25 protein-coding genes are annotated in these 24,174 nt (G+C 65.4%); 7 read left to right on the forward strand and 18 right to left on the reverse strand.

Going from position 1 to position 24,174, the window contains the following annotated elements:
* Nucleotides 1–22 precede the first annotated feature (22 nt).
* Genes QA649_RS24970 through epmA form a run of 3 tightly spaced genes read right to left on the reverse strand, consistent with a single transcriptional unit; the run spans nt 23 to nt 2,464 of the window.
* Nucleotides 23–277: a hypothetical protein gene (locus QA649_RS24970; protein WP_018641769.1), complete on the reverse strand. Its 255-nt coding sequence runs from the start codon at nt 275–277 to the stop codon at nt 23–25.
* Nucleotides 278–320: 43 nt separating this feature from the next.
* Nucleotides 321–1,415, reverse strand: a complete 1,095-nt coding sequence (locus QA649_RS24975) for a lysine-2,3-aminomutase-like protein (protein ID WP_283019521.1) — start codon at nt 1,413–1,415, stop codon at nt 321–323.
* Nucleotides 1,412–2,464 (reverse strand): EF-P lysine aminoacylase EpmA, encoded by a 1,053-nt coding sequence (gene epmA, locus QA649_RS24980; RefSeq protein WP_283019522.1) that lies wholly within the window; start codon nt 2,462–2,464, stop codon nt 1,412–1,414. Before epmA ends, QA649_RS24975 begins: the two co-directional genes overlap by 4 nt.
* A gap of 162 nt (nt 2,465–2,626) precedes the next feature.
* Between epmA and efp the strand changes: the two genes are divergently transcribed.
* The 3 genes from efp (at nt 2,627) to QA649_RS24995 (ending at nt 5,906) form a co-directional block, all read left to right on the forward strand.
* Complete coding sequence (gene efp, locus QA649_RS24985) at nt 2,627–3,193, forward strand: elongation factor P (RefSeq protein WP_283019523.1); 567 nt, start codon at nt 2,627–2,629, stop codon at nt 3,191–3,193.
* Nucleotides 3,194–3,218: 25 nt separating this feature from the next.
* Nucleotides 3,219–4,841 (forward strand): M23 family peptidase, encoded by a 1,623-nt coding sequence (locus QA649_RS24990; RefSeq protein ID WP_283019524.1) that lies wholly within the window; start codon nt 3,219–3,221, stop codon nt 4,839–4,841.
* Nucleotides 4,842–4,919: 78 nt separating this feature from the next.
* On the forward strand, nt 4,920–5,906 hold the full coding sequence (locus QA649_RS24995; RefSeq protein ID WP_283019525.1) for a DUF808 domain-containing protein: 987 nt from the start codon (nt 4,920–4,922) through the stop codon (nt 5,904–5,906).
* 41 nt (nt 5,907–5,947) lie between these two features.
* Here QA649_RS24995 and QA649_RS25000 read toward each other — a convergent pair whose 3' ends face one another.
* Nucleotides 5,948–6,451, reverse strand: coding sequence for a cupin domain-containing protein (locus tag QA649_RS25000; protein WP_283019526.1), 504 nt, complete (start codon nt 6,449–6,451; stop codon nt 5,948–5,950).
* 20 nt (nt 6,452–6,471) lie between these two features.
* Nucleotides 6,472–6,951, reverse strand: a complete 480-nt coding sequence (locus QA649_RS25005; RefSeq protein WP_283019527.1) for a carboxymuconolactone decarboxylase family protein — start codon at nt 6,949–6,951, stop codon at nt 6,472–6,474.
* A gap of 54 nt (nt 6,952–7,005) precedes the next feature.
* On the opposite strand from QA649_RS25005, the gene QA649_RS25010 reads away from it, so the two are divergent.
* On the forward strand, nt 7,006–7,536 hold the full coding sequence (locus tag QA649_RS25010; RefSeq protein ID WP_283019528.1) for a MarR family transcriptional regulator: 531 nt from the start codon (nt 7,006–7,008) through the stop codon (nt 7,534–7,536).
* Nucleotides 7,537–7,542: 6 nt separating this feature from the next.
* Here QA649_RS25010 and QA649_RS25015 read toward each other — a convergent pair whose 3' ends face one another.
* Together QA649_RS25015 and QA649_RS25020 are read right to left on the reverse strand one after the other, a co-directional pair.
* Entirely contained in the window at nt 7,543–7,725 is a 183-nt protein-coding gene (locus tag QA649_RS25015; RefSeq protein WP_283019529.1) for a hypothetical protein, read from the reverse strand.
* An 84-nt stretch (nt 7,726–7,809) separates the two neighbouring features.
* Complete coding sequence (locus QA649_RS25020; RefSeq protein ID WP_283019530.1) at nt 7,810–8,061, reverse strand: hypothetical protein; 252 nt, start codon at nt 8,059–8,061, stop codon at nt 7,810–7,812.
* 147 nt (nt 8,062–8,208) lie between these two features.
* Here QA649_RS25020 and QA649_RS25025 point away from each other — a divergent pair, with 147 nt between their 5' ends.
* Nucleotides 8,209–9,438 (forward strand): lytic murein transglycosylase, encoded by a 1,230-nt coding sequence (locus tag QA649_RS25025; protein WP_283019531.1) that lies wholly within the window; start codon nt 8,209–8,211, stop codon nt 9,436–9,438.
* Between the two features lie 101 nt (nt 9,439–9,539).
* On the opposite strand, the gene QA649_RS25030 is transcribed toward QA649_RS25025, so the two are convergent.
* The 3 genes from QA649_RS25030 to recJ form a co-directional block, all read right to left on the reverse strand.
* Nucleotides 9,540–10,337: an aldolase gene (locus tag QA649_RS25030; protein WP_283019532.1), complete on the reverse strand. Its 798-nt coding sequence runs from the start codon at nt 10,335–10,337 to the stop codon at nt 9,540–9,542.
* 96 nt (nt 10,338–10,433) lie between these two features.
* Nucleotides 10,434–11,243 carry a glucose 1-dehydrogenase gene (locus QA649_RS25035; RefSeq protein WP_283019533.1) on the reverse strand — a complete coding sequence of 270 codons (810 nt, stop codon included), beginning with the start codon at nt 11,241–11,243 and terminating at the stop codon, nt 10,434–10,436.
* Between the two features lie 65 nt (nt 11,244–11,308).
* Complete coding sequence (gene recJ, locus QA649_RS25040) at nt 11,309–13,150, reverse strand: single-stranded-DNA-specific exonuclease RecJ (RefSeq protein WP_283019534.1); 1,842 nt, start codon at nt 13,148–13,150, stop codon at nt 11,309–11,311.
* A 287-nt stretch (nt 13,151–13,437) separates the two neighbouring features.
* Between recJ and QA649_RS25045 the strand changes: the two genes are divergently transcribed.
* Nucleotides 13,438–14,514, forward strand: a complete 1,077-nt coding sequence (locus tag QA649_RS25045) for a methyl-accepting chemotaxis protein (RefSeq protein WP_283019535.1) — start codon at nt 13,438–13,440, stop codon at nt 14,512–14,514.
* Nucleotides 14,515–14,728: 214 nt separating this feature from the next.
* Complete coding sequence (locus QA649_RS25050) at nt 14,729–16,078, forward strand: TAXI family TRAP transporter solute-binding subunit (RefSeq protein ID WP_283019536.1); 1,350 nt, start codon at nt 14,729–14,731, stop codon at nt 16,076–16,078.
* A 47-nt stretch (nt 16,079–16,125) separates the two neighbouring features.
* Here QA649_RS25050 and QA649_RS25055 read toward each other — a convergent pair whose 3' ends face one another.
* The 8 genes from QA649_RS25055 to QA649_RS25090 form a co-directional block, all read right to left on the reverse strand.
* Nucleotides 16,126–17,124: a L,D-transpeptidase family protein gene (locus QA649_RS25055; protein WP_283019537.1), complete on the reverse strand. Its 999-nt coding sequence runs from the start codon at nt 17,122–17,124 to the stop codon at nt 16,126–16,128.
* Between the two features lie 276 nt (nt 17,125–17,400).
* Nucleotides 17,401–17,616 (reverse strand): hypothetical protein, encoded by a 216-nt coding sequence (locus QA649_RS25060; RefSeq protein ID WP_283019538.1) that lies wholly within the window; start codon nt 17,614–17,616, stop codon nt 17,401–17,403.
* A 135-nt stretch (nt 17,617–17,751) separates the two neighbouring features.
* Complete coding sequence (locus QA649_RS25065) at nt 17,752–18,750, reverse strand: 4-hydroxythreonine-4-phosphate dehydrogenase PdxA (protein WP_283019539.1); 999 nt, start codon at nt 18,748–18,750, stop codon at nt 17,752–17,754.
* Nucleotides 18,747–20,285 carry a tripartite tricarboxylate transporter permease gene (locus QA649_RS25070; RefSeq protein ID WP_283019540.1) on the reverse strand — a complete coding sequence of 513 codons (1,539 nt, stop codon included), beginning with the start codon at nt 20,283–20,285 and terminating at the stop codon, nt 18,747–18,749. The genes QA649_RS25065 and QA649_RS25070 overlap by 4 nt, the downstream gene beginning before the upstream one ends.
* 11 nt (nt 20,286–20,296) lie before the next feature.
* A complete protein-coding gene (locus QA649_RS25075) occupies nt 20,297–20,779 on the reverse strand; it encodes a tripartite tricarboxylate transporter TctB family protein (protein WP_283019541.1) in 483 nt (160 codons plus the stop codon).
* A gap of 253 nt (nt 20,780–21,032) precedes the next feature.
* Nucleotides 21,033–22,025, reverse strand: coding sequence for a tripartite tricarboxylate transporter substrate-binding protein (locus tag QA649_RS25080; protein ID WP_283019542.1), 993 nt, complete (start codon nt 22,023–22,025; stop codon nt 21,033–21,035).
* A gap of 51 nt (nt 22,026–22,076) precedes the next feature.
* On the reverse strand, nt 22,077–23,330 hold the full coding sequence (locus tag QA649_RS25085; RefSeq protein ID WP_283019543.1) for a CoA transferase: 1,254 nt from the start codon (nt 23,328–23,330) through the stop codon (nt 22,077–22,079).
* 10 nt (nt 23,331–23,340) lie between these two features.
* Nucleotides 23,341–24,135, reverse strand: coding sequence for an enoyl-CoA hydratase/isomerase family protein (locus QA649_RS25090; RefSeq protein WP_283019544.1), 795 nt, complete (start codon nt 24,133–24,135; stop codon nt 23,341–23,343).
* Nucleotides 24,136–24,174: the final 39 nt, after the last annotated feature.

Consider the following 24,174-nt stretch of genomic DNA (forward strand, 5'->3'; position numbering starts at 1 on the left):
CGCGCCCTGCCCGCTATTGCGATCAACAGCCGCGGCAGATGCTCTTGATCTTCTTGTCGAGCAGAGCGTCTTCCTTGTTCACGGGATTGTTCGGATCGCTCAGGTTCTTCTCGCTCGGCACATCACTGGCGCGCGGCTGGCGATGACCGACAGGGGCCGGCAACACCGATCCGGAGGACGCGCCGCTTGAGGTCGATCCCTTGGAGCCGCCGGTCTGTGCAACCGCCGTGCCGCCGAGCAAGACCACGAGCGATGCTGCCAGCATGATCTTCTTCATGTCCTTATCCTCCGTTCTCAACGGGCGCTCCCACCATCACCGCTCAGGTCTCGGGCGGATACAGATGAACCTCGCCGCAATAATCGACGATACGATAACGTGTTTCGGCCTCCGCATCACGTGCGTCGGGTGCGGTATTTTGTGCCGCCAACACGTAATTCGGCCCGACCGGCGACTTGCCGGCGCCGCCGGGAATATCGATGACATAGTCAGGCTGACACAGTCCTGACACCCGCCCGCGCAGCTGCCGCATCAATTCCTGCCCCTCCGCGAGCGTCGTTCGCAGATGCGCTGTGCCCGGCGCCAGATCGCCGTGATGCAGATAATAGGGCTTGATCCGGCATTCGACGAAAGCTCGCATCAAATCCGACAAAGCGGCCACATTGTCGTTGACGCCGCGCAAGAGCACGGACTGGCTGATCATGGGAATTCCGGCATCGACGAGCCGTCCGCAGGCAGCGCGGGCACCTTCCGTGAGCTCGCGCGCATGATTGGCATGCAGGGCAACCCAGGTCGTCGCGCCGGGAACCTTCAGCGCGGCGACCATCTCGTCGCTGATGCGCGCGGGATCGGCGACCGGCACGCGGGTGTGAAGGCGGATGATCTTGACGTGATCGATTGCAGCGAGATCGGCCATGATCTCGCTCATGCGACGCGGCGACAGCATCAAGGGATCGCCGCCGGTCAGGATCACTTCCCAGATCTCGCTATGCGCGCGGATATAGTCGATCGCCGCACGATACGCGTCTTCCGACAGCGCATTCTCCTTGCCGGGCCCAACCATCTCGCGGCGGAAGCAGAACCGACAATAGACCGCGCAGACGTGAACCAGCTTGAACAGCACGCGATCGGGATAGCGATGCACGATGCCGGGAACCGGCGAATGCGGGTGATCGCCGATCGGATCGGCGTTCTCCCCGGGTCGCATCTCCAGTTCCGCGGCGGTCGGAACGAATTGCCGCGCGATGGGATCGTCGGGATCGGAGGTGTCGATCAGCTCCACCAGCGCCGGCGTGATCGCAACCGCATAGCGCGCGGCGACGCGCTCGAGCGCGGGCAGCGCCGCGGCGGGAGCAAGCTGCTCGGCCACGAACTCGGCTGGCTCGCGCAGGGTGCGTGCAAGGTTGGTCTTCGTCATGTCTCACCCGCAGGCGGCGTCCACACCACCTGATCAATCCGTGTTGCGCCGCTCGCCAGCATCACCAGCCGATCGAAGCCGAGTGCGACACCGCTGGCTTCGGGCATCTCGGCGACTGCGGCGAGAAAGTCCTCGTCGAGCGGATAGGCCTCGCCGTAACGGCGCTGCTTCTCGGCCATCGAGTCCGTGAAGCGGCGGCGCTGCTCCTCGGCGTCGGTCAGCTCGCCAAAACCGTTGGCGAGCTCGACGCCGCAGGCATAGACCTCGAACCGCTCGGCGACCCTGGGATCGTCCGCCTTCACCCGCGCCAGCGCCGCCTCTGGAGATGGGTATTCGAACAGGATGGTCAAACACCCCTGCCCCAGATGGGGCTCGACGTGCTCGACCAGGACCTTGCTGAAGATGTCCGACCAGGTGTCGTCCCCGGCGACGCGGACCTTGCCGCCGGCCATTTGGGCGAGCGCGGCACGATTACCCTCGCCGCCCGAGATTGTCGACAACAGATCGATGCCTGCGAACCGCGCGAAAGCAGCCGCGACCGTCAGAAGCTCCGGCTCGGCGAAGGGATCGGTGGTCCGGCCACGGAAGGAGAACGTCCCGATGCCAGTCTCCTGCGCCGCCCGGGCGATGATGGCGACGGTATCGGCAATGATGGCGTCGTAGGGCTCGCCGGCCCGGTACCATTCCAGCATGGTAAATTCGGGCAGATGCAGGTCGCCGCGCTCGCGGTCGCGGAACACCCGGGCGAACTCGAAGATTCGGGGCTCTCCGGCCGCCAGCAGCTTCTTGCAGGCGAATTCGGGCGAGGTCCGCAAGTATCGGCTGGCCCGGCTGCCGTCGGGCCGCATGATCTCGGTCCGGGGGGCGTGCAGATGGGTCTCATTGCCCGGGGAAACCTGGAGGACCGAGGTTTCGACCTCGATAAACCCCTGTTCGGCGAAAAAGCCCCGTAGAGCCCCGGTTACGGCGCCCCTGGCCTGGAGGAACGGCCGCCGGTCGAGGTGCCGCAAGGGCGACCAGAACGGCGAGATCGGCTTGTCCCCAGCCATTAACCGACCGCTCCGCAGGGCAGCAAAAAGCTGGCATCCAGCGGCAAAATCAGTATGTTGCGGCCCGAAACGGGCGCCGAGGTCTGATTTGAGGCCCCAAGTCCCCCATCAATTTGACCACGTCCTGGCCGCAGCCGGGCCAAGCAAGCAGGAAATACAGCTTTGAGAGTCATCGCCAGTTCTATTCGCAAGGGCAACGTGATCGAGCAAGACGGCAAGCTTTATGTCGTCGTGAGCGCCGAGAACATCCATCCCGGCAAAGGCACCCCGGTCAGCCAGATCGAAATGCGCCGAATCTCGGACGGGGTAAAGATCTCCGAGCGCTACAAGACCACCGACCAGGTCGAAAAGGCCACGATCGAAGAGCGCAACTACACCTTCTTGTACGAAGATGGCGACGGCTTCCACTTCATGAACCCCGAGACCTACGACCAGCTCCAGGTCTCCAAGGACGTCGTCGGCGACGCGGCCGCCTATCTTCAGCCAGACATGACCGTCAAGCTGTCGACCCACGACGTCAACGTGGTGTCGATGGCGCTGCCGCAGCGCGTGACGCTGGAAGTGGTCGAAACCGAGCCCGTGACCAAGGGGCAGACCGCCTCCTCCTCCTACAAGCCCGCGGTGCTGTCCAACGGCGTGCGCACCACCGTGCCGCCGCACATCTCGGTCGGCACCCGCATTGTGGTGATGACCGAAGACGGCTCCTACTCCGAGCGCGCCAAGGACTAAGCCAGCAATCGAGGGTCGGAACAGAGTGCCGCCGGGGGGCGAGACAGTGGTTTGGAAGAGTTTCCGCTTCGTCTCGCTCCTTTTGGCGTCGCTGTCGCTCCTCGTTGCCGCTCCGCTGGCGGCGGAAGAGTTCCGCAGTCCCTCACTCACGGCCCTGCGCGTCGATTGGCGCGCAGCGCTGGATCAGCTTCGCGCCGAGATCAACAGCCATCCCCAGGTTGCCGGCGATTTCATCTTCGTGCCCCGCCGCTCGGTGCCGCGCTACGATCCGCGTGCAACGCCGGCCCTGGTGCAGCTCAACGGGGTCTCCTCGCAATTCTTCACCGGCATTGCCCGCAGCGCCGTTCCCGTGCTGCTGCCGTTCGACGCTGGCGCCTATCTCGAGGCCCGGCGCAGTGGCGCGCCGTCGAGCCTGTCGCTGTCGCGTTACCAGGCCGACTTCAATCCCGTCGACATGTTCGATGCCGGTCCCGCTGGTTACAGCGCGACCTTTTCGCTCGAGCCTGGCGCCGGCGACGGCATGCCCTCGCGTGTGTTCGCAAGACCTGTCGAGGTGCAGATCACCGGCTCGGCGCTGCTCTACGACATCGCCGATCCCACCGGCGGCAAGGGCGAGCCGGTCAAGCCGCTCGCGGCAACCTATCCGGACCTGCGCCGGTTCATCCGCGAAGGTTACGTCCGCTACGCCTTCACGCGCTTCGGCGTCGCCTATGTGGTGTCGATCCAGTGCCTCGACAGCGTCGCAAAGCCGAGGCGCCTTGCCTGCAGGGAAGCCTATCCGGTTGCCGAGCGCTTCCTGAAGGCGCTGCGCATCGCCGGCGGCCAGCGCATGCGGCCGCCGACGGATGTAGCGTCCAACGTTCTCGATCGCCCCGCGGCACGCTCACCCGATTTCAGCTATCGTCCGAGCGGCGACATCATTCCCAACACCGGCTATCGCAACAAGACCGGCCATCCCGACGTGATGGCCTATGCGCAGATCCGCTTTCCGCTGGAGAAGGCGCCCGCCTTCGTGCGCTCGCAGTCCTACGCCAGGCGAGACAAGAGCGAAGGCCTGACCGCCTATCCCTGGCGCGACAATTTCTGCGAATCCCGCAGCTTCGAAGTCTGGCAATGCGCCGGCGGTTACGGCCATCAGGGCGAGGACATCCGTGCCGCCGAATGCCCGCCGCCCGGCGAAGGCCGCGAACCCTGCGATCGCAAGCAGCGCGCCGTCGTCGCGGTGCGCGACGCCGTCGTCATCCGTTCCTCCAAGGACCAGGCCGCGACGCTTCAGGTCAACAGCCGGACCGAGCACATCCGCTTCCGCTACATGCACATGAATCCGCAGGCGATGAATGCCGATGGCGTCCTCAACGGCCGCCTCGTCGCCGAGGGCGAGAAGATCGGCGTGGTCTCGAACTATCTCGACCATCCCGCCGGCACGTCGATGCATCTGCATTTTGACGTCCAGGTGTTCACCCGCGACGGCTGGATCTGGGTCAGCCCCTACGTCACGCTAGTGTCCGCCTATGAGCGCCTGATCCGCGCCCGCGGCCGCGAGATCGGCCCGGAGATCGCCGTCACGACCCAGCCGGTGGCCCATACGCTGCCGGAGGACGTGATCAAGCCGGACCTGCGCGAGGGATCCAGCAGCGAGGAGAATTGACGGCTCGCTCGTTCTAATGCCGTGCATGAGCGCGTTGTCGCGCACACTCCCGGCTCGAACGAAGAAGGAATTGCATTGATGAGTGTCGGACTGCTCGGTCTTCTCGACGACATCGCGGCGATTGCCAAGGTCGCCGCAGGCTCGCTCGACGATGTGGCGAGCCAGGCTGCCAAAGCTGGCATAAAGGCGGCAGGCGTGGTCATCGACGACGCGGCCGTTACGCCGAACTACGTCATCGGTTTTGCCTCCAAGCGCGAACTGCCGATCGTCGGCAAGATTGCAGTTGGATCGCTGCGCAATAAATTGCTCATTCTCCTGCCCGTTGCGCTGCTGCTCGGTTATTTCCTTCCCGCCGCGGTCACGCCGCTGCTCATGCTCGGCGGAGCCTTTCTCTGCTACGAGGGTGCCGAGAAAGTGCTCGAAGCGGTGATGCCGCATCATGCGCGCGAGCACGAAGCTCAGCTCCAGCCGATCGCGCTGAATGCCAAGTCGGTCGAGGACGAGAAGGTCGCGAGCGCCATCAAGACGGATTTCATTCTGTCGGCAGAGATCATGGCGATCACGCTGGCCGCCCTCCCGGCGGGTAGCATCTGGACGCAGGCGCTGGTGCTGGCGCTGGTCGGCTTCTGTATCACTGCCGGAGTCTATGGCGTGGTCGCTCTGATCGTGAAGGCGGACGATGTCGGCTTGGCCCTTGCGCGCTATGACGGCGCCTCAGTCGTTGGCGGCGCGATCCGCTTGCTTGGACGCAGCCTCGTCCGAGGCATGCCAACCTTCCTGACAGTGCTGAGCACCATCGGCACCGCCGCCATGATCTGGGTCGGCGGCGGCATCATCTTGCATGGCATCGAGAAATATGGACCGCCCGCGATCGGCCGCACGGTCCATGCCGCAACCGAGACTGCCGCACACGTCCTGCCATCCGTTGCCGGCATCATCGAATGGTCGGTCGAGGCAGCCATCTCAGGCGCACTTGGTCTGCTCGTCGGCGCGGTTGCGATTCCGGCCGTCGAATACGGTCTCTCACCGGCGTGGAAACGGTTGAGGCTATTGCAGGCGGCCTGAAGGGACCGAAGCCGCGAGCCGCGCTCCATCCCGGCTCCATATCACTCCAAAAGCGTCGTGAGCTCCGCACCCTCGTCCGCAACGAAGACCGCGATCAACTCCGCCGGCTCCGTGGCGCTCGCGTTCGCCGATACGAGATGCGTCGATCCCGGCGGCTCGAAGAAGGACTGGCCGACACCAAACGTCTCGACCGGGCCGCCGCCGAGCTGGGAGCGGATCTCGCCCTTGGTGATGTAGGCGGTCACCGAGCCGGCGTGGCGATGCGGCCGCGAAAATCCACCGGGACCATAGAAGACGCGCACGATGGTGACGCGCTTGCCCGGCACGTTCGGCAGTGCGTAGGAGCCGATCGGCTCGACCTTGTCGAGCGGCGAGCTCTCGGCCGCAGTGGCGCAAAGCGGCGCCAGCGCGCCGGAGACCGTGTCGATCGTCAGCGGCAGCGCCTTGCCGATCGCGAACGCGCAGGCGAGCCCTGCGACGACCGCGAGCGTCGCCGAACGTGACGGCGTCGGACGTTGCACAGCTGAAAAGCTCATGGCTGTCATCGTGATCTCCCTTATCTCCGTCAGGACGCAGCGGTGGCCGCTGCGGCCGGCCGCTTCGCAGGCGTCCAGCGGAACGCTGCGCCAAAACGGTTCCAGACATTGATCGATGCGACCGCCGAGGTCAGGTACGTCAGCTCCGCCTCGGAGAATTCGCCAGACGCTTCCGTGTAGACCTCCTCGCTGACGCCATCGGGCAGACAGGTCAGCGCCTCGGCCCAGGCCAGGGCCGCCCGCTCGCGTGCGGAAAAGATCGGTGCCTCGCGCCAGACCGCGACCAGATGGAGCTTGTCGACGGGCACACCGATGCGCTCCGACAGCAGGACATGATGCTGCACGCAGAAGGCGCAGCCGTTGATCTGCGAGGCGCGCAGCTTGACCAGCTCGAGCAGCTGCTTGTCGAGGCCCGCCTTGGCCGCCAGCTGGCCCAGCGCCAGCACCAGATCATACGCGTCCGGCGCGATCCGCTTGAAATCCTCGTATTCGCTGCGGGCGTGTGACATTGCCGTGCACCTCGTGTTATTGTAAGAGCACTGATACTGTATAAGAGCCCTTATATGTTACGCAAGACCTCCGGCATCACAAGATCGAAAACCTCGCGGAAGACGCCGGCGCCCGCCGATGACGGCGTGGTGCGCGTGCCCGCTCCCGGCGAAGGCAAGCGCGGCGAAGACGGCTATCTCGGCTATCTCTTGCGTCAGGCACACGCCGCGGTTCGCCTGACGATGGAACGGACGCTCGCCGATCTCGGCGTGACGTCGCCGCAATTCGCGGTGCTGACGATGCTGAACGCCTATCCGGGCCTGTCGGGCGCGGATGTCGCCCGCCTCACCTTCCTGACGCCGCAGACCGTCGGCGTCATCATCCGCAATCTCGAGCGTGACGGCGCGATTGTGATGACGCCCCATCCGGTCCATGGCCGCATCCAGCAATGGACGCTGACGCCGCGCGGGGCGACGCTGTTGAAGGCCTGCAGGGAGCGGGTGATCGCGCTGGAGAAGCGTCTTGCCCGGACTCTGGATGCCAAGGCGGAAACCGCGGTCCGGCGCTGGCTTGCCGGCATCGCGGCCGATTTGCAGCAGGACTAGGCGGGCCTAGTCGCCGCCGCCTCCGTCGCCGCATTCCCCGCCGCCATTGAAATCCGGGAGATTGCCGGCGGCGCCATCGCCTTGAATGCCGCGGCCAAAGTTCTCGGCGATGATCATCAGGATCACGACGAACAAGCCGGCGCCGAAGGGCCAGGGATTGGCACGGATGATATCGAACAGCTCCCGCATGCGCGCATCTTGCTGGACAAGAGCGAACCGACCGTAAAGCGCCAGACTCAAATTTGGGGATATGCAGGCTTGCGGAAGGGCGGCCTATCCACCCTTCAACGATTTCTTAACTTCGCCGTCCGGCCAGCTCTCGCCTGCGGCGATCACGCGGACCCGGGTTTGGTCCGCAGCATTCACCAGCACATGCGAACTCAACCGGTCGCCGCTCGGCTCCAGATGCAGATCGGTCTCAGGCTTCCAGCTCAGCGTGGTCGCGAGGTCGCCGGGGAAGATCTGCCATTGCGATCCGTCGTCGAGTTCGACGACATGACTTTCCGCATGCGCGCGTATCTTCATCCCACCTCGAATACTTCGATGAACAGACCATGTTCTGGAGGGAATGCAGCAGTGCGACAGTTTGTTCCGGTGAACCCCGGCCGTCGCCTGGTCTTCGTGCTCCAGGAACCGTCCCACAGACACCCTGTTTCCCGCTAGAATGGGTCCATGAAACAAGCTGATTCCTCGCCCCCTCATACCCGCCGGGCCCTGCTCCAGTCGACGCTCGGTGCAGCCGCTTTGCTGGCGCTGCCGACGCGCGTCCTCGCCGCGCCTGCCGGCTTCGACGAATGGCGCGAGTCATTCCGCGCACGGGCGCTGGCCAAGGGCATCTCGGCTGCGACCTGGCAGCGCGCGATGGCGCGGGTCGAGCCCGACATGAGCGTGTTCAAGCAGATGCGTAACCAGCCCGAGTTCCACGAGCAGGTCTGGCAATACATCAATCGCCGCGTATCGGACTGGCGCATCATCAACGGCAAGATCGCGCTGAAGAACAACGAGGCGCTGCTCGCACGCATCGAGCGAGATTTCGGCGTCGAGCGCGGCACGCTGCTGGCGCTGTGGGGCGTCGAGTCCGCCTATGGCGATCCCCTGGTGCAGCAGAACCACATGACGCCGGTATTTCCCTCGCTCGCCGCGCTCGCCTGGAACGAGCCGCGCCGCAAGGCCTATTGGGAGACCGAGCTGATCAATGCGCTCCGCATCGTCGACAAGGGCTGGAGCACGCCGGAGGAGATGAAGGGCTCCTGGGCCGGCGCGATGGGGCATTCGCAATGGATGCCAGAGGTCTGGCTCAATGTCGGCATCGACTATGACGGCGACGGCAAGGTCTCACCGTTCGGCAAGCCCGACGATGCGCTGGGCTCGACCGCAAAATATCTCGTCAATCGCGGCAAGTGGCATCGGGGCGAGCATTGGGGTTACGAAGTGCGCGCATCCGGCGAGATGAGCGGCAGCCGGACCTACGCAGCCTGGGCATCAGCGGGCGTCACCCGCGCCGATGGTCAGCCGTTTCCGCAGCCGAATGCCTCCGCGCAGATGTGGACGCCGGTTGCGGGCGGGCCGACCTTCCTGCTGGGGCCGAACTTCTATTCGGTGAAAAGCTACAATCCCTCGATGAACTATGCGCTGGCGATCTGCCATCTCGGCGACCGCTGCCTCGGCGCGCCGCCCTTCATCCAGCCCTTCCCCGGCTCCGAGCGCGCGCTGACGCTCGCGGAGGTGCAGGAGATGCAGACACGCCTGACCAAGGCCGGTTTCGACACCGGCGGCACCGACGGCCGCGTCGGCAACGATACGATGAAGGCGATCAAGGATTTTCAGCAGCGCGCAGGGATCACGCCGGCCGACGGCTATGGCGGGCTGAAGGTGCTGGCGAAGCTGCGGCAGGGATCATAGCGCGAGCCGTAGCCCGGATGGAGCGAAGCGTAATCCGGGACGTTGCTTCCGCGGTTGCCGCCCCGGATTGCGCTTCGCTCCATCCGGGCTACTTCCCATTACTAATGCCTGTATTGCGGCTCTTCCGCGTCGAGCTGGCGCCGGATCGCGGCAAGATGCAGTCGCGCGGATTCGGAATCGCCTTCGCGCATCTGCCTGTAGGTCTCTGCCGCAACGGCGGGATCGACCGGGAGCACTTTCCGCCCCGTCGACATGGCGAGCACCTGCACTTCCGCCGCGCGCTCGAGATAATAGAGATCGTCCCAGGCTTCCGCGATGGTCGGCGCCAGCACCATCACGCCGTGATGCTTCATGAAGACGATGTCGGCATCGCCGACGGCGGAGGCGATACGCGCGCCTTCGCGGTTGTCGAGCGCGAGGCCGTTATAGTCGCGGTCGACCGCCGTGCGGCCATAGAATTTCAGCGCGGTCTGGCCGGCCCAGATCAGCGGATCGCCCTCGGTCATCGACAGCGCCGTGGCATAGGGCATGTGGGTGTGGAAGGCGACCTTGGCGCGCGGCAGCAGCCTGTGCATCTCGGCATGGATATAGAACGCGGTCGCCTCGGGCGCGCCTTCGCCGTCGAGGACATTGCCGTGGAAGTCGCAGATCAGGAGCTTTGACGCCGTCAGCTCGCGGAAGGCATAGCCGTAAGGATTGACCAGGAAGAGGTCGTCATGGCCCGGCACGACGGCCGAGAAGTGGTTGCAGACGCCCTCCTCAAAACCGTTGCGCGCGGCCATGCGGAAGCAGGCGGCGAGATCCTCGCGCGCGGTGCGGATCGCGTCGGTGGCAAGGTCCGGCCGGTTGGAGCGGAATGGCGCGGGTGTGGAAGAAGACGAATGAAGGCTGTGCGCCATGGCGAAGGACACCTTTGTCGGTCGAAAGCTCCCCGCGTTGTACAGGGGCTGCGCCTGCGCGTCAGCCCCTGCGACCGCCACCCTGCCCTGCGCCGCTCAGGCGCGCCGCGGCACGCCGCCCGCGTTCATGCCGCCGTCGATGACGAGCTCGCTGCCGGTGACGTAGCGTGAGGCATCGGAGGCTAGATACAGCACGCCGGAGGCAATCTCCGCGGCCTGGCCGGCGCGGCCCAATGGCGTGACGACCCGCGCGCGGTCCTCAGGATCGATCGGGGCGTTCTGGCCGGCGCCAGTCGCCCCGGTCGGGATCTTGCCCCAGATCGGCGTGTCGATGATGCCAGGATGGACGGAGTTGACGCGGATGCCGTCGCCGGCGGCCGCGCATTCCATCGCGATCGACTTGGCGAACAGCCGTACGCCGCCCTTGGTCAGCGAATAGGCCGAGAGGCCCGGCGAGCCGCGCAGGCCCGCGAGCGAGGACATCATGACGATCGAGCCGCCGCCGGTTCTGCGCATCAAGGGCAGGCAGTGCTTGACCGAGAGAAACACGCCATCGAGGTTGATCGCATTCTGCCTGCGCCAGTCGGAGAGCGTCATGTCGACGATCGACGGCACGGCGATGCCGATGCCGGCGTTGGAGACGAGCACGTCGAGCCGGCCGTAGCGCTTGGCGATCTCGGCGACGACCTCGACCCAGCGCTCCTCGCTGGTGACGTCCTGCTCCAGGAAGACCGCCTTGCCACCGGCTTTTGTAACGCGCTTGGCGAGCTCGGGGCCGCGCAGCTCGTCGATGTCAGTGATGACAACCGTCGCGCCCTCGCGCGCGAACAGCTCGACGATGGCCTCGCCAATGCCGGAAGCGCCGCCCGTCACCAGCGCGACCTTGCCCTCAACCTGCCCTGCCATGTTCACTCCCTTTTTTGTTGTTTGAGCGGTCTAATTCTGACGCATCTTCTTATCGGGATCTTGCGTTATCTAATCACGGATGGCCCCTGGTCCGGTAGCGCGACGTCGACAACGCGAAACTGCACCCGCTCGGCGCCCTGGTAGCGATCGACCGACAATGATCCCGCGACATGCATCTGCTGGCCGCGATTGGCGAGCAGTGCATTGCCGAGCTTCTGGCCAACCGAGCGGAACGCGATGCCGTTGACGATGGCGCCGTCGCCCGACTTGAAGCGCAGGCGCAGATGCGCCTGGCCGACCTCGTCGGCAAACACGAGCTGGTGCGCCGGCAGTGCCAGCACGGGCTCCGGATTGCCGCTGCCGAAGGGACCTGCGCGATTGAGTGTGGTCGCCAGCTCCGGCGTCACCGCACGCGCGGAGACCGCGCCGTCGATGTAGAGCTCGTTGACGTGGCGCGCCTCGGCGACGTCCTGGGCCAGGGCGTTTTCGAGATAGGCGCGGAATTCGGCGAGCTTCTCTTTCCGCAGCGTCACGCCCGCGGCCATCGCGTGGCCGCCGCCCTTGAGCAGAATGCCATCGGCGACCGCCTGCCGTACCGCCTTGCCGAGATCGACGCCGGCGATCGAGCGGCCCGAGCCGGTGCCGATGCCGCCGGGCTCCAGCGCGATCGCGAAGGCCGGCCGCGAAAACTTCTCCTTCAGGCGCGAGGCAACGAGGCCGACCACGCCCGGATGCCAGCCTTCGGACGCCGTGACGATGACGCCGAGCTTGTCTTCCAACCCAATCGAAGCCAGCGCCTCGGCTTCGGCCTGGGCTTCCGCCGCCTGCTCGATAACGCGGCGCTCGCTGTTGAGACGGTCGAGCTCGGCCGCGATCCGCGCCGCCTCGACGCTGTCGCCCTCCAGCAATAGCCGCACGCCGAGATCGGCGCGGCCGATGCGGCCGCCGGCATTGACGCGCGGGCCCAGCATGAAGCCGAGATGCCAGGCCTCCGGCGGACCGTTGAGCCGCGCCACATCCATCAGCGCGGTATGGCCAATATGATCGCGGCGCCGCATCGCGATCAGACCCTTGGCGACGAAGGCGCGGTTGAGGCCGATCAGCGGCGCGACGTCGGCAACGGTGCCGAGCGCAACGTGATGCAGCATGCCGAGCAGGTCGGGCTCGGGCATTTCGGAATTCCAGAAGCCGCGCTGGCGCAGCTCGCGGTTGACCGCAACCAGCGTCACCAGCACGAGGCCGACAGCGGCGAGATGGCCAAGGCCCGAGAGATCATCGAGCCGGTTCGGATTGACCAGTGCGTCCACCTCCGGCAGCTCCGTGCCGGCCTGGTGATGGTCGATCACGACGACGGACATGCCGAGCCGTTTTGCCTCCGCAAGCGGCTCGATGCTGGTGGTGCCGCAATCCACGGTGACGAGCAGCGTCGCGCCCTTTGCCGCCAGCCCACGCACCGCTTCGACATTGGGGCCATAGCCCTCAAAGATCCGGTCGGGAATGTGGATCAGCGGATCGAGCCCACAATGGCGCAGATGCCAGGCCAGCAGCGCCGACGAGGTCGCGCCGTCGACATCGTAGTCGCCGAAGATCGCGACCTTCTCGCCCCTCGCCGCGGCATCCGCGATGCGCTTGGCGGCGGCCTCCATTTCCGTGACCGTGAAGGGATCCGGCAGCAGCTTGCGGATGGTCGGATCAAGGAAGTCGGCAACGGCGTCAATATCGACGCCGCGTCCCGCCAGCACCCGCGCCAGCAGCTCCGGCAGCTGGTGCCGTTGCACGATGGCGAGCGCCTGGGCCGCCCCGCGGGCGTCGAGCCGGTCGCGCCAGAGCTTGTCGGTGAGCGAGCGCGCGACGCCCAGGAACGCCTGGGGCGCTTCGACGGGCAAGGCTGTGGCAGGCGGCGTCATGACGAGGCTATCGGTTGGGGAACTCGGATTCCGGGCGATCACGCTGGGCGGCCCGGGACTGGCTTTAGAGGATTGGCCGGGAAACTCCGGCGATTTGCAACGGCCGGGCCGCACAAAGCGGTGGATGGCCGGCTGGCAGGCCGGAGTGACTATCATTTAGGCATTCCGCCGAACAGCAAATTAAGCAGGCGTTAGGCGGAATCCTCGAAAAAGAATCGTATTCGATCTGACGTGATTTTGTTCCGGGTTCATTGCAGATCTGGCCTCATTGCCAAGGGAAGTCCCCGATGTCTGCTGCGCTGGGTCTGAAAGCCAAGCCGATCGCTACCGAACTCACTGATGATGATTCCGACATCTCCGCGCTGATCAATCGCCTCACCGCGGAAGTGAACCAGATCGCGGTCGACAAGACCAAGGCGATCCAGCAGATCACCAACCAGATGAAGATGCTGGCGCTGAACGCGTTGATCGAAAGCTCGCGCGCCGGCGCGCAAGGCGCGGGCTTTGCGGTGGTGGCGCAGGAGGTGCGCGGCGTCGGCCAGCAGGTCGAGACCATCGCCCGCGAACTCGAGACGCAGTTGACGAAACGGACCGGCGACCTCGTCGCCTCGATCGACCGCATGAGCCAGCGCTCGCGCGGCGAGCGCATGGTGGACCTGTCGCTCAACGCGGTCGAGCTGATCGACCGCAACCTCTATGAGCGCACCTGCGACGTGCGCTGGTGGGCGACCGACTCCGCCGTGGTCGATTGCGCGGCCTCACCTGCGCCGGCAGCGGTCACCTATGCCTCGCAGCGCCTCGGCGTGATCCTGGGTGCCTACACGGTCTATCTCGACCTCTGGCTCTGCGACCTCGACGGCAACGTCATCGCCAACGGCCGCGCCGACCGCTTCCGCATCGTCGGCCAGAACGTCGCCCACACCAAATGGTTTCGCGAGGCGCGCACCTTGCGCTCCGGTGACGACTATGTCGCCGGCGACGTCGAGAACCAGGCGCTGCTCGGCAACGCGCAGGTTGCGACCTATTGCGCCAGCGTCCGCGCCGGCGGCCAGGCCAACGGCGCGCCGGTCGGCGTGCTCGCCATCCATTTCGACTGGGAGCCGCAGGCTCGCGCCATCGTCCAGGGCGTCCGCGTCGGCGACATCGACAAGGCCCGCGTGCTGCTGGTCGACTCGAACCTCCGCGTCATCGCCGCCTCCGACGGCCAGGGCATTTTGAGCGAGCGCATCTCACTGTCGCTCAATGGCCAGCGCTCCGGCTTCTATCAGGACCGCTCGGGCGCGATGGTCGCCTTCCATGCGACGCCCGGCTACGAGACCTATCGGGGCCTCGGCTGGTACGGCGTGATCGTCTGCGGCGCGTAAGGCGTGAGCCGGCCGCTCCAATAAAACTACGAAAACAACCCCATGCACAGTAGGCCGAGGGTTGTTTTTGCTCGTGTTTTTCGTCCGTTGAAGCAGCTCTGACCAGCCCGTCCCTCGCCCCGGTCGGCTGGCGTCTTGATGCAAATCAACACGGGACTGCCGTCCGGCAAATGATGCTCGTGCAGACGGGCAACCTTCCCGGACGAGCGACGTCATGGACGAACTGTCGAAATTTGGCATTGATGCCGGCAGGCTGCCGATCTGGCTTCGCATCGTCGCGGTCGCGACGCTCGTCGTGCTCACGACCGGCGCGGGCGTGCTGGCGTATCGCTGGTACGCCCAGCCGGTCACGCTGTCGATTGCGGTGGGCTCGCTGGATGGCGACGCGCCCAAGATCGTGTCTGCGCTTGCCAGCCGCCTTGTCGTGAACAAGGCGCCGGTGCGGCTCAAGGTGGTCGAGACCAGCGGCCCGCAGGAGTCGGCGACCGCCTTCTCGTCCGGCAAGACTGATCTCGCCGTGGTTCGCGGCGACGTCGGCGACCTGTCGCAGGCGCAAGCCATTGTCGTTCTCGCCGAGGCCGTGGCCATGCTCGTTGCGCCGCCCGGGTCGGCCATCGCGGATGTCGCCGGCCTGAAGCGCGCGACCGTAGGCGTTGTCGCTGCCGATACCAATCAGAGGATCGTCCATGTCCTCATCAAATCCTATGATCTCGACCGCGCCAACGTCGTGTTCAAAAATCTTGCACTGGACGAGGTCCGCCGCGCCTTCGACAGCAAGGAGGTGCGTGCGGTGCTTTTCGTCATGCCGCTGAGCGAGAAATATCTGTCGCTGGTACGGGGGCTGTTCCCGCAGAACGCCAAGACCGCGCCGGTGCTGATCCCGATCGAGAACGCGGGAGCGATCGCGGAGAAAGAGCGCGCCTATGAAAGTTTCGACATTCCCAAGGGAACGTTGCGCGGATCGCCTCCAATCCCCGGCGATGACGTGACCACCTTGCGCGTGAACTACTATGTGGTCGGCAAGAAAGATCTCGATAACGATACGATCGCCGACCTCACGCAGGCTCTCACGGCTGCGCGCAGGGACATTTTGCCGGACTGGCCGATTCTTGCACAATTCAAGGCGCCCGATACCGATGCGGGCGCCTATCTCCCGGTTCATGCCGGCGCCGCGGAGTTCTACAACGGCAACCAGCAGTCCTTCCTCGACAAGTGGAGCAACGCGATTTTTCTGGCACCGATGGCCCTGGGCGCACTGGCGTCGGTCGGGGCCGCGCTCTGGCAATTTCTCAGGTCCGGCGAAGCCAGGCCGCGTCAGCCGGCACTCGACGCACTCTATGCGCTGGGCAGCAAGATACGGCGCTCGCAAAACGAGGCGGAACTTTCGGAGATCGAAAACCAGATCGACAACGTGCTCCGCGCACAGCGCGCGAAGTCCGATGGGGATGAAAGCACGCTGGATGCGGCCACGCTGAACGTGGCGGCGCACCGCCTCGAAAACCTCATCCATGACCGTAAGGCCGCGCTGAACGCCGGCCATTCGCAATCAACGCCCCCCGCCTAGAGCCAATCGCAAGTCTAGGCCTGAGGCTCCCGATCACGATCAACGCATCACATCGTGCTCGCAACGAACACGACCGGTGTGCCTTTCGTGACGCTGCCAGCGACACGTTCGGCGTCCCAATTGGTGAGGCGAACGCAGCCGTGGGATTCCGCCTTGGAGATCTTGTCCGGCGAAGGCGTACCGTGAATGCCGTAGCCTTCGGCAGACAAATTGATCCACACCGTCCCAACCGGATTGTTCGGACCGGGCTTGATGGTGAAGGGCTTGCGGGACCGGACGCCCTTGAAGCGATAAGCGGGATTGTAGCGATAGAACGGATTTCTGTTGACCTCGGTAATCTTGAGCGTGCCTGAGGGCGACGGCTTGTCCTCGCTTCCCACGGTCGCCGGATAGAATCCCATCAGCGCATTCGACTTGTCGAACAGCTTGACGGTCTGCCTGACCTTGTCGATCTCGACCCGGTCGGCCCTGGCAGGCGCCCCCTCGCCTGCGCTCGCGGTGTCAACGACGACGATGCTGTCGCCGGCCCGGTCGAAACGGCGGCCGGGGTTGAGCGCCGCCAGGAGCTGCTCGCTCATGTGGAATTTCTCGGCGAGAGCCTCGCGCGGACTGATGTAGCCGAGCTTCGGGATGTCCTTCATGTCCTCCATCTTCGAGGGCAGCTTGTTCAGGAAAGGACCCGCCACGTCCTGCTCCGTGATGGCATAGGTCAGCGTGATCGGCCGGTCATCCGCCCGCAGCGCTTTCCAGATCTCCTCTGTCGGGGTGTCCGAACCCGGCAATTGCCGGGCTTCCGCATAGGCGCGCAGCGCCTTCTTCGCGTTTTCGCCGAACCTGCCGTCGATCTCGCCGGGCGAGAAATGCGCCCGGTCCAGGAGAACCTGCAGCCGTATGCCCGCCGGGGTCGGCTTGTTGTTCGAGAGCGTCTTCTTCGATGGCTCGGCGGAATTGATGGCGTCCGCGGTCATCTCGGCGGCGAACGCCGGCAACGTCGCCAGGGCGAAGACAAGAAAGATGCAGATCTGCCCCGTTTTCGTCAGCGACATCGCCGCCTCCCTTTCACGTCTTCGATGATTGCGTAGCCGGAAACGGACGCGAAGCTTGCCTCCGGAAATTGCCTCGCCCGCTCGGCGCCGGCGTGGAGCTTCGGAGGGGCGCTTTCGGCGAGGGGTGCGAGCTGAGCGATGCGCATGAGAGCCGCTATACCGCTGAGCGAAGGATCAGCACGATGGCTGCGGACAGAAGGTTCGAAATCGCAAGCAACGTCCAGCCCGGCCTCGCGCTTGCCCCCGCCAGGCGCCACGCAAGGCTCTCAATGAGCCTCAACAATCGTCATCGGAAAGCCGCTCGAGATAGGCGAGCCCGAAGCCTGCAAGGTCCTGGGCATCACCGTTACTCTCACGCGCTTCCCGCCTCCCTTGCAGATGACGCTCGAGGAGACAGCGACGGCCATCCGCAGCATCGACATCGCGATGCCGGGCGCGGTACACGCACCATGCGGTATCAACCGCTGTTCGTAGCGGGCCGTCGTCGACCATGTTCCCAGCTCCGAGGTGGAGATGTTCATGGAACGCCAACTCGTCACGGCGGCGGAAGTTTCCAGTATTTCCCGAAAGTCTAATTCTCACCGTAAGGCGAGCGCAGTCAGCACGCGCTCCCTTGGTGCGTGCAAATCAGCAGCGCACAGCCATCTCCGCCGCGAGCAGCAATGCGGCGCGGCTGGCGCCGATCGAGGCGATGCCTTGTCCCGCAATGTCGTAAGCGGTGCCGTGCGCGGGCGTGCAGATCGGGAAAGGAAAGCCCCCGAGCAGGGTCACGCCGCGATCGAACCCCATCAGCTTCATCGCGATCTGGCCCTGGTCGTGATACATCGTCAGCACCGCATCGAAGGCGCCGCCCTTGGCGCGCAGGAATACGGTGTCGGCCGGAAACGGCCCCTCGGCGGCAATGCCCTCCGCCTGCCCGGCCGCGACCACGGGCGCAATCACGTCGATCTCCTCGCGGCCAAAATTGCCCCCGTCCCCGGCATGCGGGTTGAGACCGGCGACCGCAATGCGTGGCCGGGCGAAGCCAGCGTTGCGCATGCAGGCATCGGTCAGCCTGAGCGCCCGATGGATGCGTTCGCTGGACAGGTTCGCGGCGACGTCCCTCAGCGGGATGTGGGAGGTGACGCGCGCGTTCCAGAGCCGGTCGAGCACGTTGAATTCGCTCGCCGGGGTCTTGAGACCGACCACCTCGGCCGAGAATGCGATCTCGTCGTCATACTCGGCGCGGGCAAGTCGCATCGCCTGCTTGTTGAAGGGGGTGAAGCAGACGGCATCGACACGGCCGTCGCGGCCGAGTTCGAGCGCGTGCCGATAGTTGGTCAGCGCGAATTTTCCGCCGGCAAGGGTCGCGGTCTTCGGCTCGACGTCTTTGGGATCGAGGTGGCGAAGATCGACAAACAGCGCATCGCCCTGCGCCGCGCGAAGGTCAGTCCCCTTCTCCGTCATGGTCAACTCCGGCTTGACGCTCGCAACACGTGCGCCTTCGTCGAAGATGCGGCGATCGCCGATCACGACGAGGCGGCAGCGTGCACGGATCTCGTCCTGCGCCACCAGCTTCGCCGTCAGCTCCGGGCTGATGCCCGCGGGATCTCCCATCGCCAGTGCAACGAGCGGCTTTGCGGTCATATGATCACCTTCTCCTGAACTGTCGTCTCGTTGGCGGATGGCGCGGGCTTGCGCAGCAGGCGCGCGAGTTGCAACGCGAGCGGAAGCAGCAGCAAGGCGATCCCGCCCACGATCAGGCACGTCACCAGCTTGTTTGCGAAGAAGATGCCCAGCGATCCCTTCGAGAGCAGCATCGACTGGCGGAACGCATCCTCGGCCTTGTCGCCGATCACGATCGCGAGCACGAGCGGCGCCAGCGGATAGAACAGCTTCTTGAAGAGATAGCCGACGATGCCGAATCCGAGCATCATGACGACATCGAGATAGGAGTTCGACACCGAATAGGCGCCGACGACGCAGATGATCACGATCAGCGGCGCGATGACCACGAAGGGAATCCGCATCAGGGCTGCGAAGACCGGGACGGTCAGCAGCACCAGCGCGACGGCAACGATGTTGCCGACATACATCGAGGCGATCAGGCCCCACACGAAATCCTTCTGGTCCACGAACAGCATCGGCCCGGGATTGAGGCCCCAGATCATCAGCCCGCCCATCATGACGGCGGCGGTGGCGGAGCCGGGAATGCCGAGCGAGAGCATCGGCAGAAGGGCGCTGGTGCCGGCGGCATGATCGGCCGTCTCCGGCGAGATGATGCCTTCGACCTCGCCGGTGCCGAAATGCCGGCCCCGGCGGGAGAAGCGGCGGGCGATGCCATAGCTCATGAAGGAGGCCGCGGTCGGGCCGCCCGGCGTGATCCCCATCCAGCAGCCGATCGCGGCGCTGCGCAGCAGTGCAACGCTGTGCCTCGGCAGGCGGCCGACGGCGCGAAACACCTCGCGCCAATCGATCTTCGAGGACACGGCGCGGGCATGAAATTCCTCCTCGACCGCGACCAGGAGCTCGCCGATGCCGAACAGGCCCATGACAGCGACGACGAAGTTCACCCCCTTCACCAGCTCGTCGACACCCATGGTGAGGCGGACGCTGCCGGAGACGGTGTCGATGCCGATGGCGGCGATGGCAAAGCCGATCGCGAGCACCACGACGGTCTTGATCGGGGCCGCACCGCCCATGCCGACGAAGCTGGCAAAGGCCAGGAAATAGACGGCAAAATACTCCGGCGGCCCGAAGGCGAGCGCGACCTGCGCCACCCAGGATGCGAGGAAGGTGATCAGGATGACGCCGATCAGCGCGCCGAACGCCGCCGAGCCGAAGGCGGTGGCGAGTGCCGTGGTCGGCCGGCCGTCGCGCGCCATCGGATAGCCGTCGAAGGTGGTCGCGACAGAGGACGGCTCGCCCGGAATGTTGAAGAGGATAGAGGTGACGGAGCCGCCGAACAGCGCGCCCCAATACATGCTGGAGAGCAGGATGATCGCCGAGACCGGCTGCATGCCGAAGGTCAGCGGCAAGAGCAGCGACACGCCGTTCGGTGCGCCCAGCCCCGGAAGCACGCCGACGAGAATGCCGAGCAGCACGCCGACCGCCATCAGCACCAGATGCGGCACCGTCACCGCGATGGTGAAACCGTGCAGGAGCTCCTGGAGATTGTCCACCGGCCTCCCCCTCAGAATCCGAGCGCGGCGGCGAGCGCGCCGTGCGGCAGGCTGACCTGGAACATGCGCTCGAACACGACGTAGAGCGCGAGCGCCGTGGCTGCCGCCATGGCGAGCGCACGCGGCACGGACTGGTGACGGGGAATCGCCAGCACTGCGAAGACGTAGCCCGCCGAGGCGAGATACATGCCGAGCAGCGGGATCGCGGCGACGAAGACCGCGGCCGGCACGAACAGGCTCGCGAGGCGGCGCAGCTCGAGCGGAGTGATGGCGATGGGCACATTGGCGAGCGAGGCAGCCGGCCACACGCCCCTCACCAGATTGTAGAGGCTCCCGAGCACGACGATGGTCCCGGTCAGGAACGGGAACGTGCCGGCGTCCACGCCCGCGCTCGACCAGCCGATGCCGTTGTCGAGGCTGGAGACGACGACGGCCACACCGAAGCTGCCGGTGAGGATAGCGGTCGCAAGCTCAAGCGCGCGGCGTGAGATCATGGAGGGCTCCAGTCGGGTGGCGTGCCAGGTGCTGTCGTGCTCGAGGCACGCGCTCTCCCAGGCGTCGTCCCGGCGAAGGCCGGGGACCCATAACCCCAGGGAGGAGTTTGACGGGGACTGGAAGCCATATCGGTACGACGACTGCCGCTCCTCGACAGATCACGCGGTATGGGTCCCGGCCTTCGCCAGGACGACGGCGGTGTGTGGGGCGCGGTCCTACCCGATCGGTCCCAGTCGTTGCACCCGACCCGCCTCACTTGACCAGCCAGCCCTGCTCGCCTGCGACCTGCTTGACGTGCTCGAGGTCCTCCTTGATGAACTTGTCAAACTCGGCGCCGGTCAGGAAGGTGTCAACCTGGGAGGTCTTCTCGATGTAGTCCTTCCACTCCGGCGTCGCCTGTACCTTTTTCATGAGGTCGACATAGAACGCGGCCTGGTCCGGCGTGACCTTGCCGGGCAGCCACACGGTGCGCGGCTGCTCGTATTGCTTGATGTCGAGGCCCTGCTCGACGCAGGTCGGGACATCGCTCCAGCCTTCGCTCGCGGTGACCTTGGGCCCTTGCGGCAACCGCTGGGGGCTGAACACGCAAAGCGGGCGCTGCGTGCCGCCGCGCCATTGGCCGATGCTTTCGCTGGGATTGTTGACGTGGGAATCGAGATGGCCGCCGGCGAGCTGCACGGCGGTCTCGGCGCCGCTCTTGAAGGGGATGTAGGTCAGCTTGACCTTGCCCGCCTTCTCGATCATGCGGGTCAGCACCTCGTCGGTGTCCTTGGACTGCGCACCACCCATCCTGAATTCGCCCGCCGCGGCCGCCTTCAGATAGTCGCCCGCGTTCTTGTAGGGCGCGTCCTGCTTGACCCAGAGCAGGAACTCGTCCTGCGCCATCGCCGCGATCGGGGTGAGATCGGTGTAGTTGAAGGCGACCTTGGAGACGAGCGGCTGCTGCCAGGCATTCGACGTGCCGAAGATGACCTTGTAGGGATCGCCCGCCGAGGCCTTGCCGTAGACATAGCCTTCGGCGCCGCTACCGCCGCCCTTGTTGACGACGACGATCGGCTGCTCCGTCAGCTTGTGCTTGGTGATGATGTTCTGCACCGCGCGGGCGAGATTGTCGGTGCCGCCGCCGGGGCCGGCGGTGGCGACGAACTCGATCGGCTTTTGCGGTTGCCAGGCGGCGAGCGCCGGCATGGTGCCGGCGAGCACGGTTGCAGCCGCGGAGAGCAGAAATGTTGACGTCCGACCCATGATTTCCTCCAGCTGATTTTTGTCTTTTGTTCTTGTCGTATCGACGTCCGGTCAGGCGACGCGTTCCTCGCGTCTTTCCAGGGCCGAAACGATTGCGCCCTCTTTTTCGAGCGCTTCGATTTGTGTCTGGTCGAACCCGTATTCAGCCAGCACTTCGCGCGTATGCTCACCATAGACCGGCGCGCCGGACAGCACTTTGCCTGGGGTCTCCGAAAACTTGACGGGAAGCCCGATCGTCTTCACCGGGCCGAGCGTGGAGTGATCGACCTCGACGACCATCTCGCGCGCCAGCGTCTGCGGATCGCCGAGCGCCTCCAGCATGTCGTGCACGGGGCCGCACGGCACGCCCTTCTCGTCCAGCACCGCGAGCCAATGCGCCCGCGACCTGGTGCGGAAGCGCTCGCTCAGGACCGCTTCGAGCTCCTTCAGGTTCGCCATGCGGTCGGAACCGTTGACGAAGCGCGGATCGGCGGCAAGCTCGCTCGCGCCCAGAGCTTCCAGCATCAAGAGCCAGTGCTTCTTGTTGGCGCCGCCGACCACGAGCCAGCCGTCCGAGGCTTCGAAGGCCTGATACGGCGCGTTGAGCGGATGGGCCGAGCCCATCGCGCGCGGCGCGGTGCCCGCGGCGAGCGCAATGGTCGACTGCCAATAGGTCTGCACCAGCGCGGCCTCGTAGAGCGAGGTCTCGACCCACTGCCCTTCGCCGGTCTTGAGGCGATGGGTGTAGGCGGCCAAAATGCCCATGCTCGCGAGCAGACCGGCGGTGATGTCGGACAGCGGCGGGCCGCATTTGACGGGCGGGCCATCCGGGCGCTCGCCGGTAAAGCTCATGATGCCGCTCATCGCCTGCGCGACGAGGTCAAATCCCCTGCGGTGCTTGTAGGGGCCGGTGCGGCCGAAGCCGGACAGCGAGCAATAGATCAGCTTTGGATACTGCTTGTGCAGGTCCTCGTAGCCGAAGCCGAGGCGCTCCATGGCGCCCGGTGCAAAATTCTCGACCAGCACGTCGGCATCCGCGATCAGCCGGCGCAGCACCTGTTTGCCGCCGTCGGTCTTGAGATCCAGCACGATGCCGCGCTTGTTGCGGTTCATCATCAGGAAGGACGCCGCCTCCTCGCCGATCTTCGGCGGCACCGAATGACGGGTGTCATCGCCGCTCGGCGATTTCTCGATCTTGATGACGTCGGCGCCCATGTCGGCGAGCATCAGGGTGCAGGTCGGCCCCGCCATGACATGGGTGAGATCGACGACCTTGAGGCCGGCGAGCGGCCCCGAACGGCGAGAGGTGGATTGCGAACTTTGCATCGGGGGCGTCCTATTGCCCGCGCCATTGCGGCGCGCGCTTGTTGAGGAAAGCATCGAGCCCTTCGCGAAAGTCCTGGCTCGTGTAGCACATCAGGATGAGGTCTTCGCCCTCTTCCGCCGTCAGCCGCCTTTGCAGGCGGGCGACCGCCTGCTTGGTCGCATTCAGCGTCAGTGGCGCATGGCTGGCGAGCAGCCGGGCGACCTCCTCAGTGCGCCTGTCGAGCGCTGCGATGTCGTCGACGACCTCGCCGAGCAGTCCGACGCTCGCGGCCTCCGCAGCGTCGACCAGGCGCGCGGTGAAGATGAGATCCTTGACACGGGCGGCACCGATCAGCGCGGTGAGACGGCTGACATTGGACATCGACAGGCAATTGCCGAGCGTCCGGGCGATTGGGAATCCGATTTTTGCGGTTTTGGTGCCGATGCGGAGGTCGCAGGCCGCGGCGATGCCGGCGCCGCCGCCGGTGCAGAAGCCGTTGATCGCGGCGATGGTCGGCACCCGGCATCGCTCGAGCGTCGTGAGCACACGATCGATCCGGTTCTCGTAGTCGATCGCGTCCTGCGGCGTCCTGAATTCGCGGAACTGGTTGATGTCAGTGCCTGAGGCGAAGGCTTTGTCGCCAGCCCCGCGCAGCACCAGCACCTTGATCGATTGATCGCCGTCGGCCTCCTCGCAGATCGCCGCGAGGCGCTCGTACATGGCGAAAGTAAAGGCGTTGCGCGCCTGCGGGCGGTTGAAGGTGATCCGCCCGATGCCGTCGTTGCATTCAAAAACGAGGTCGTCCGCCTCCGCAGCCAGGTCCATTTCCTCACGTCCTCTTGTTTTTTACATTTTTGAATGCAA

Origin of the sequence: Bradyrhizobium sp. CB1717, from assembly GCF_029714325.1 — a bacterium.
GTDB lineage: Bacteria > Pseudomonadota > Alphaproteobacteria > Rhizobiales > Xanthobacteraceae > Bradyrhizobium.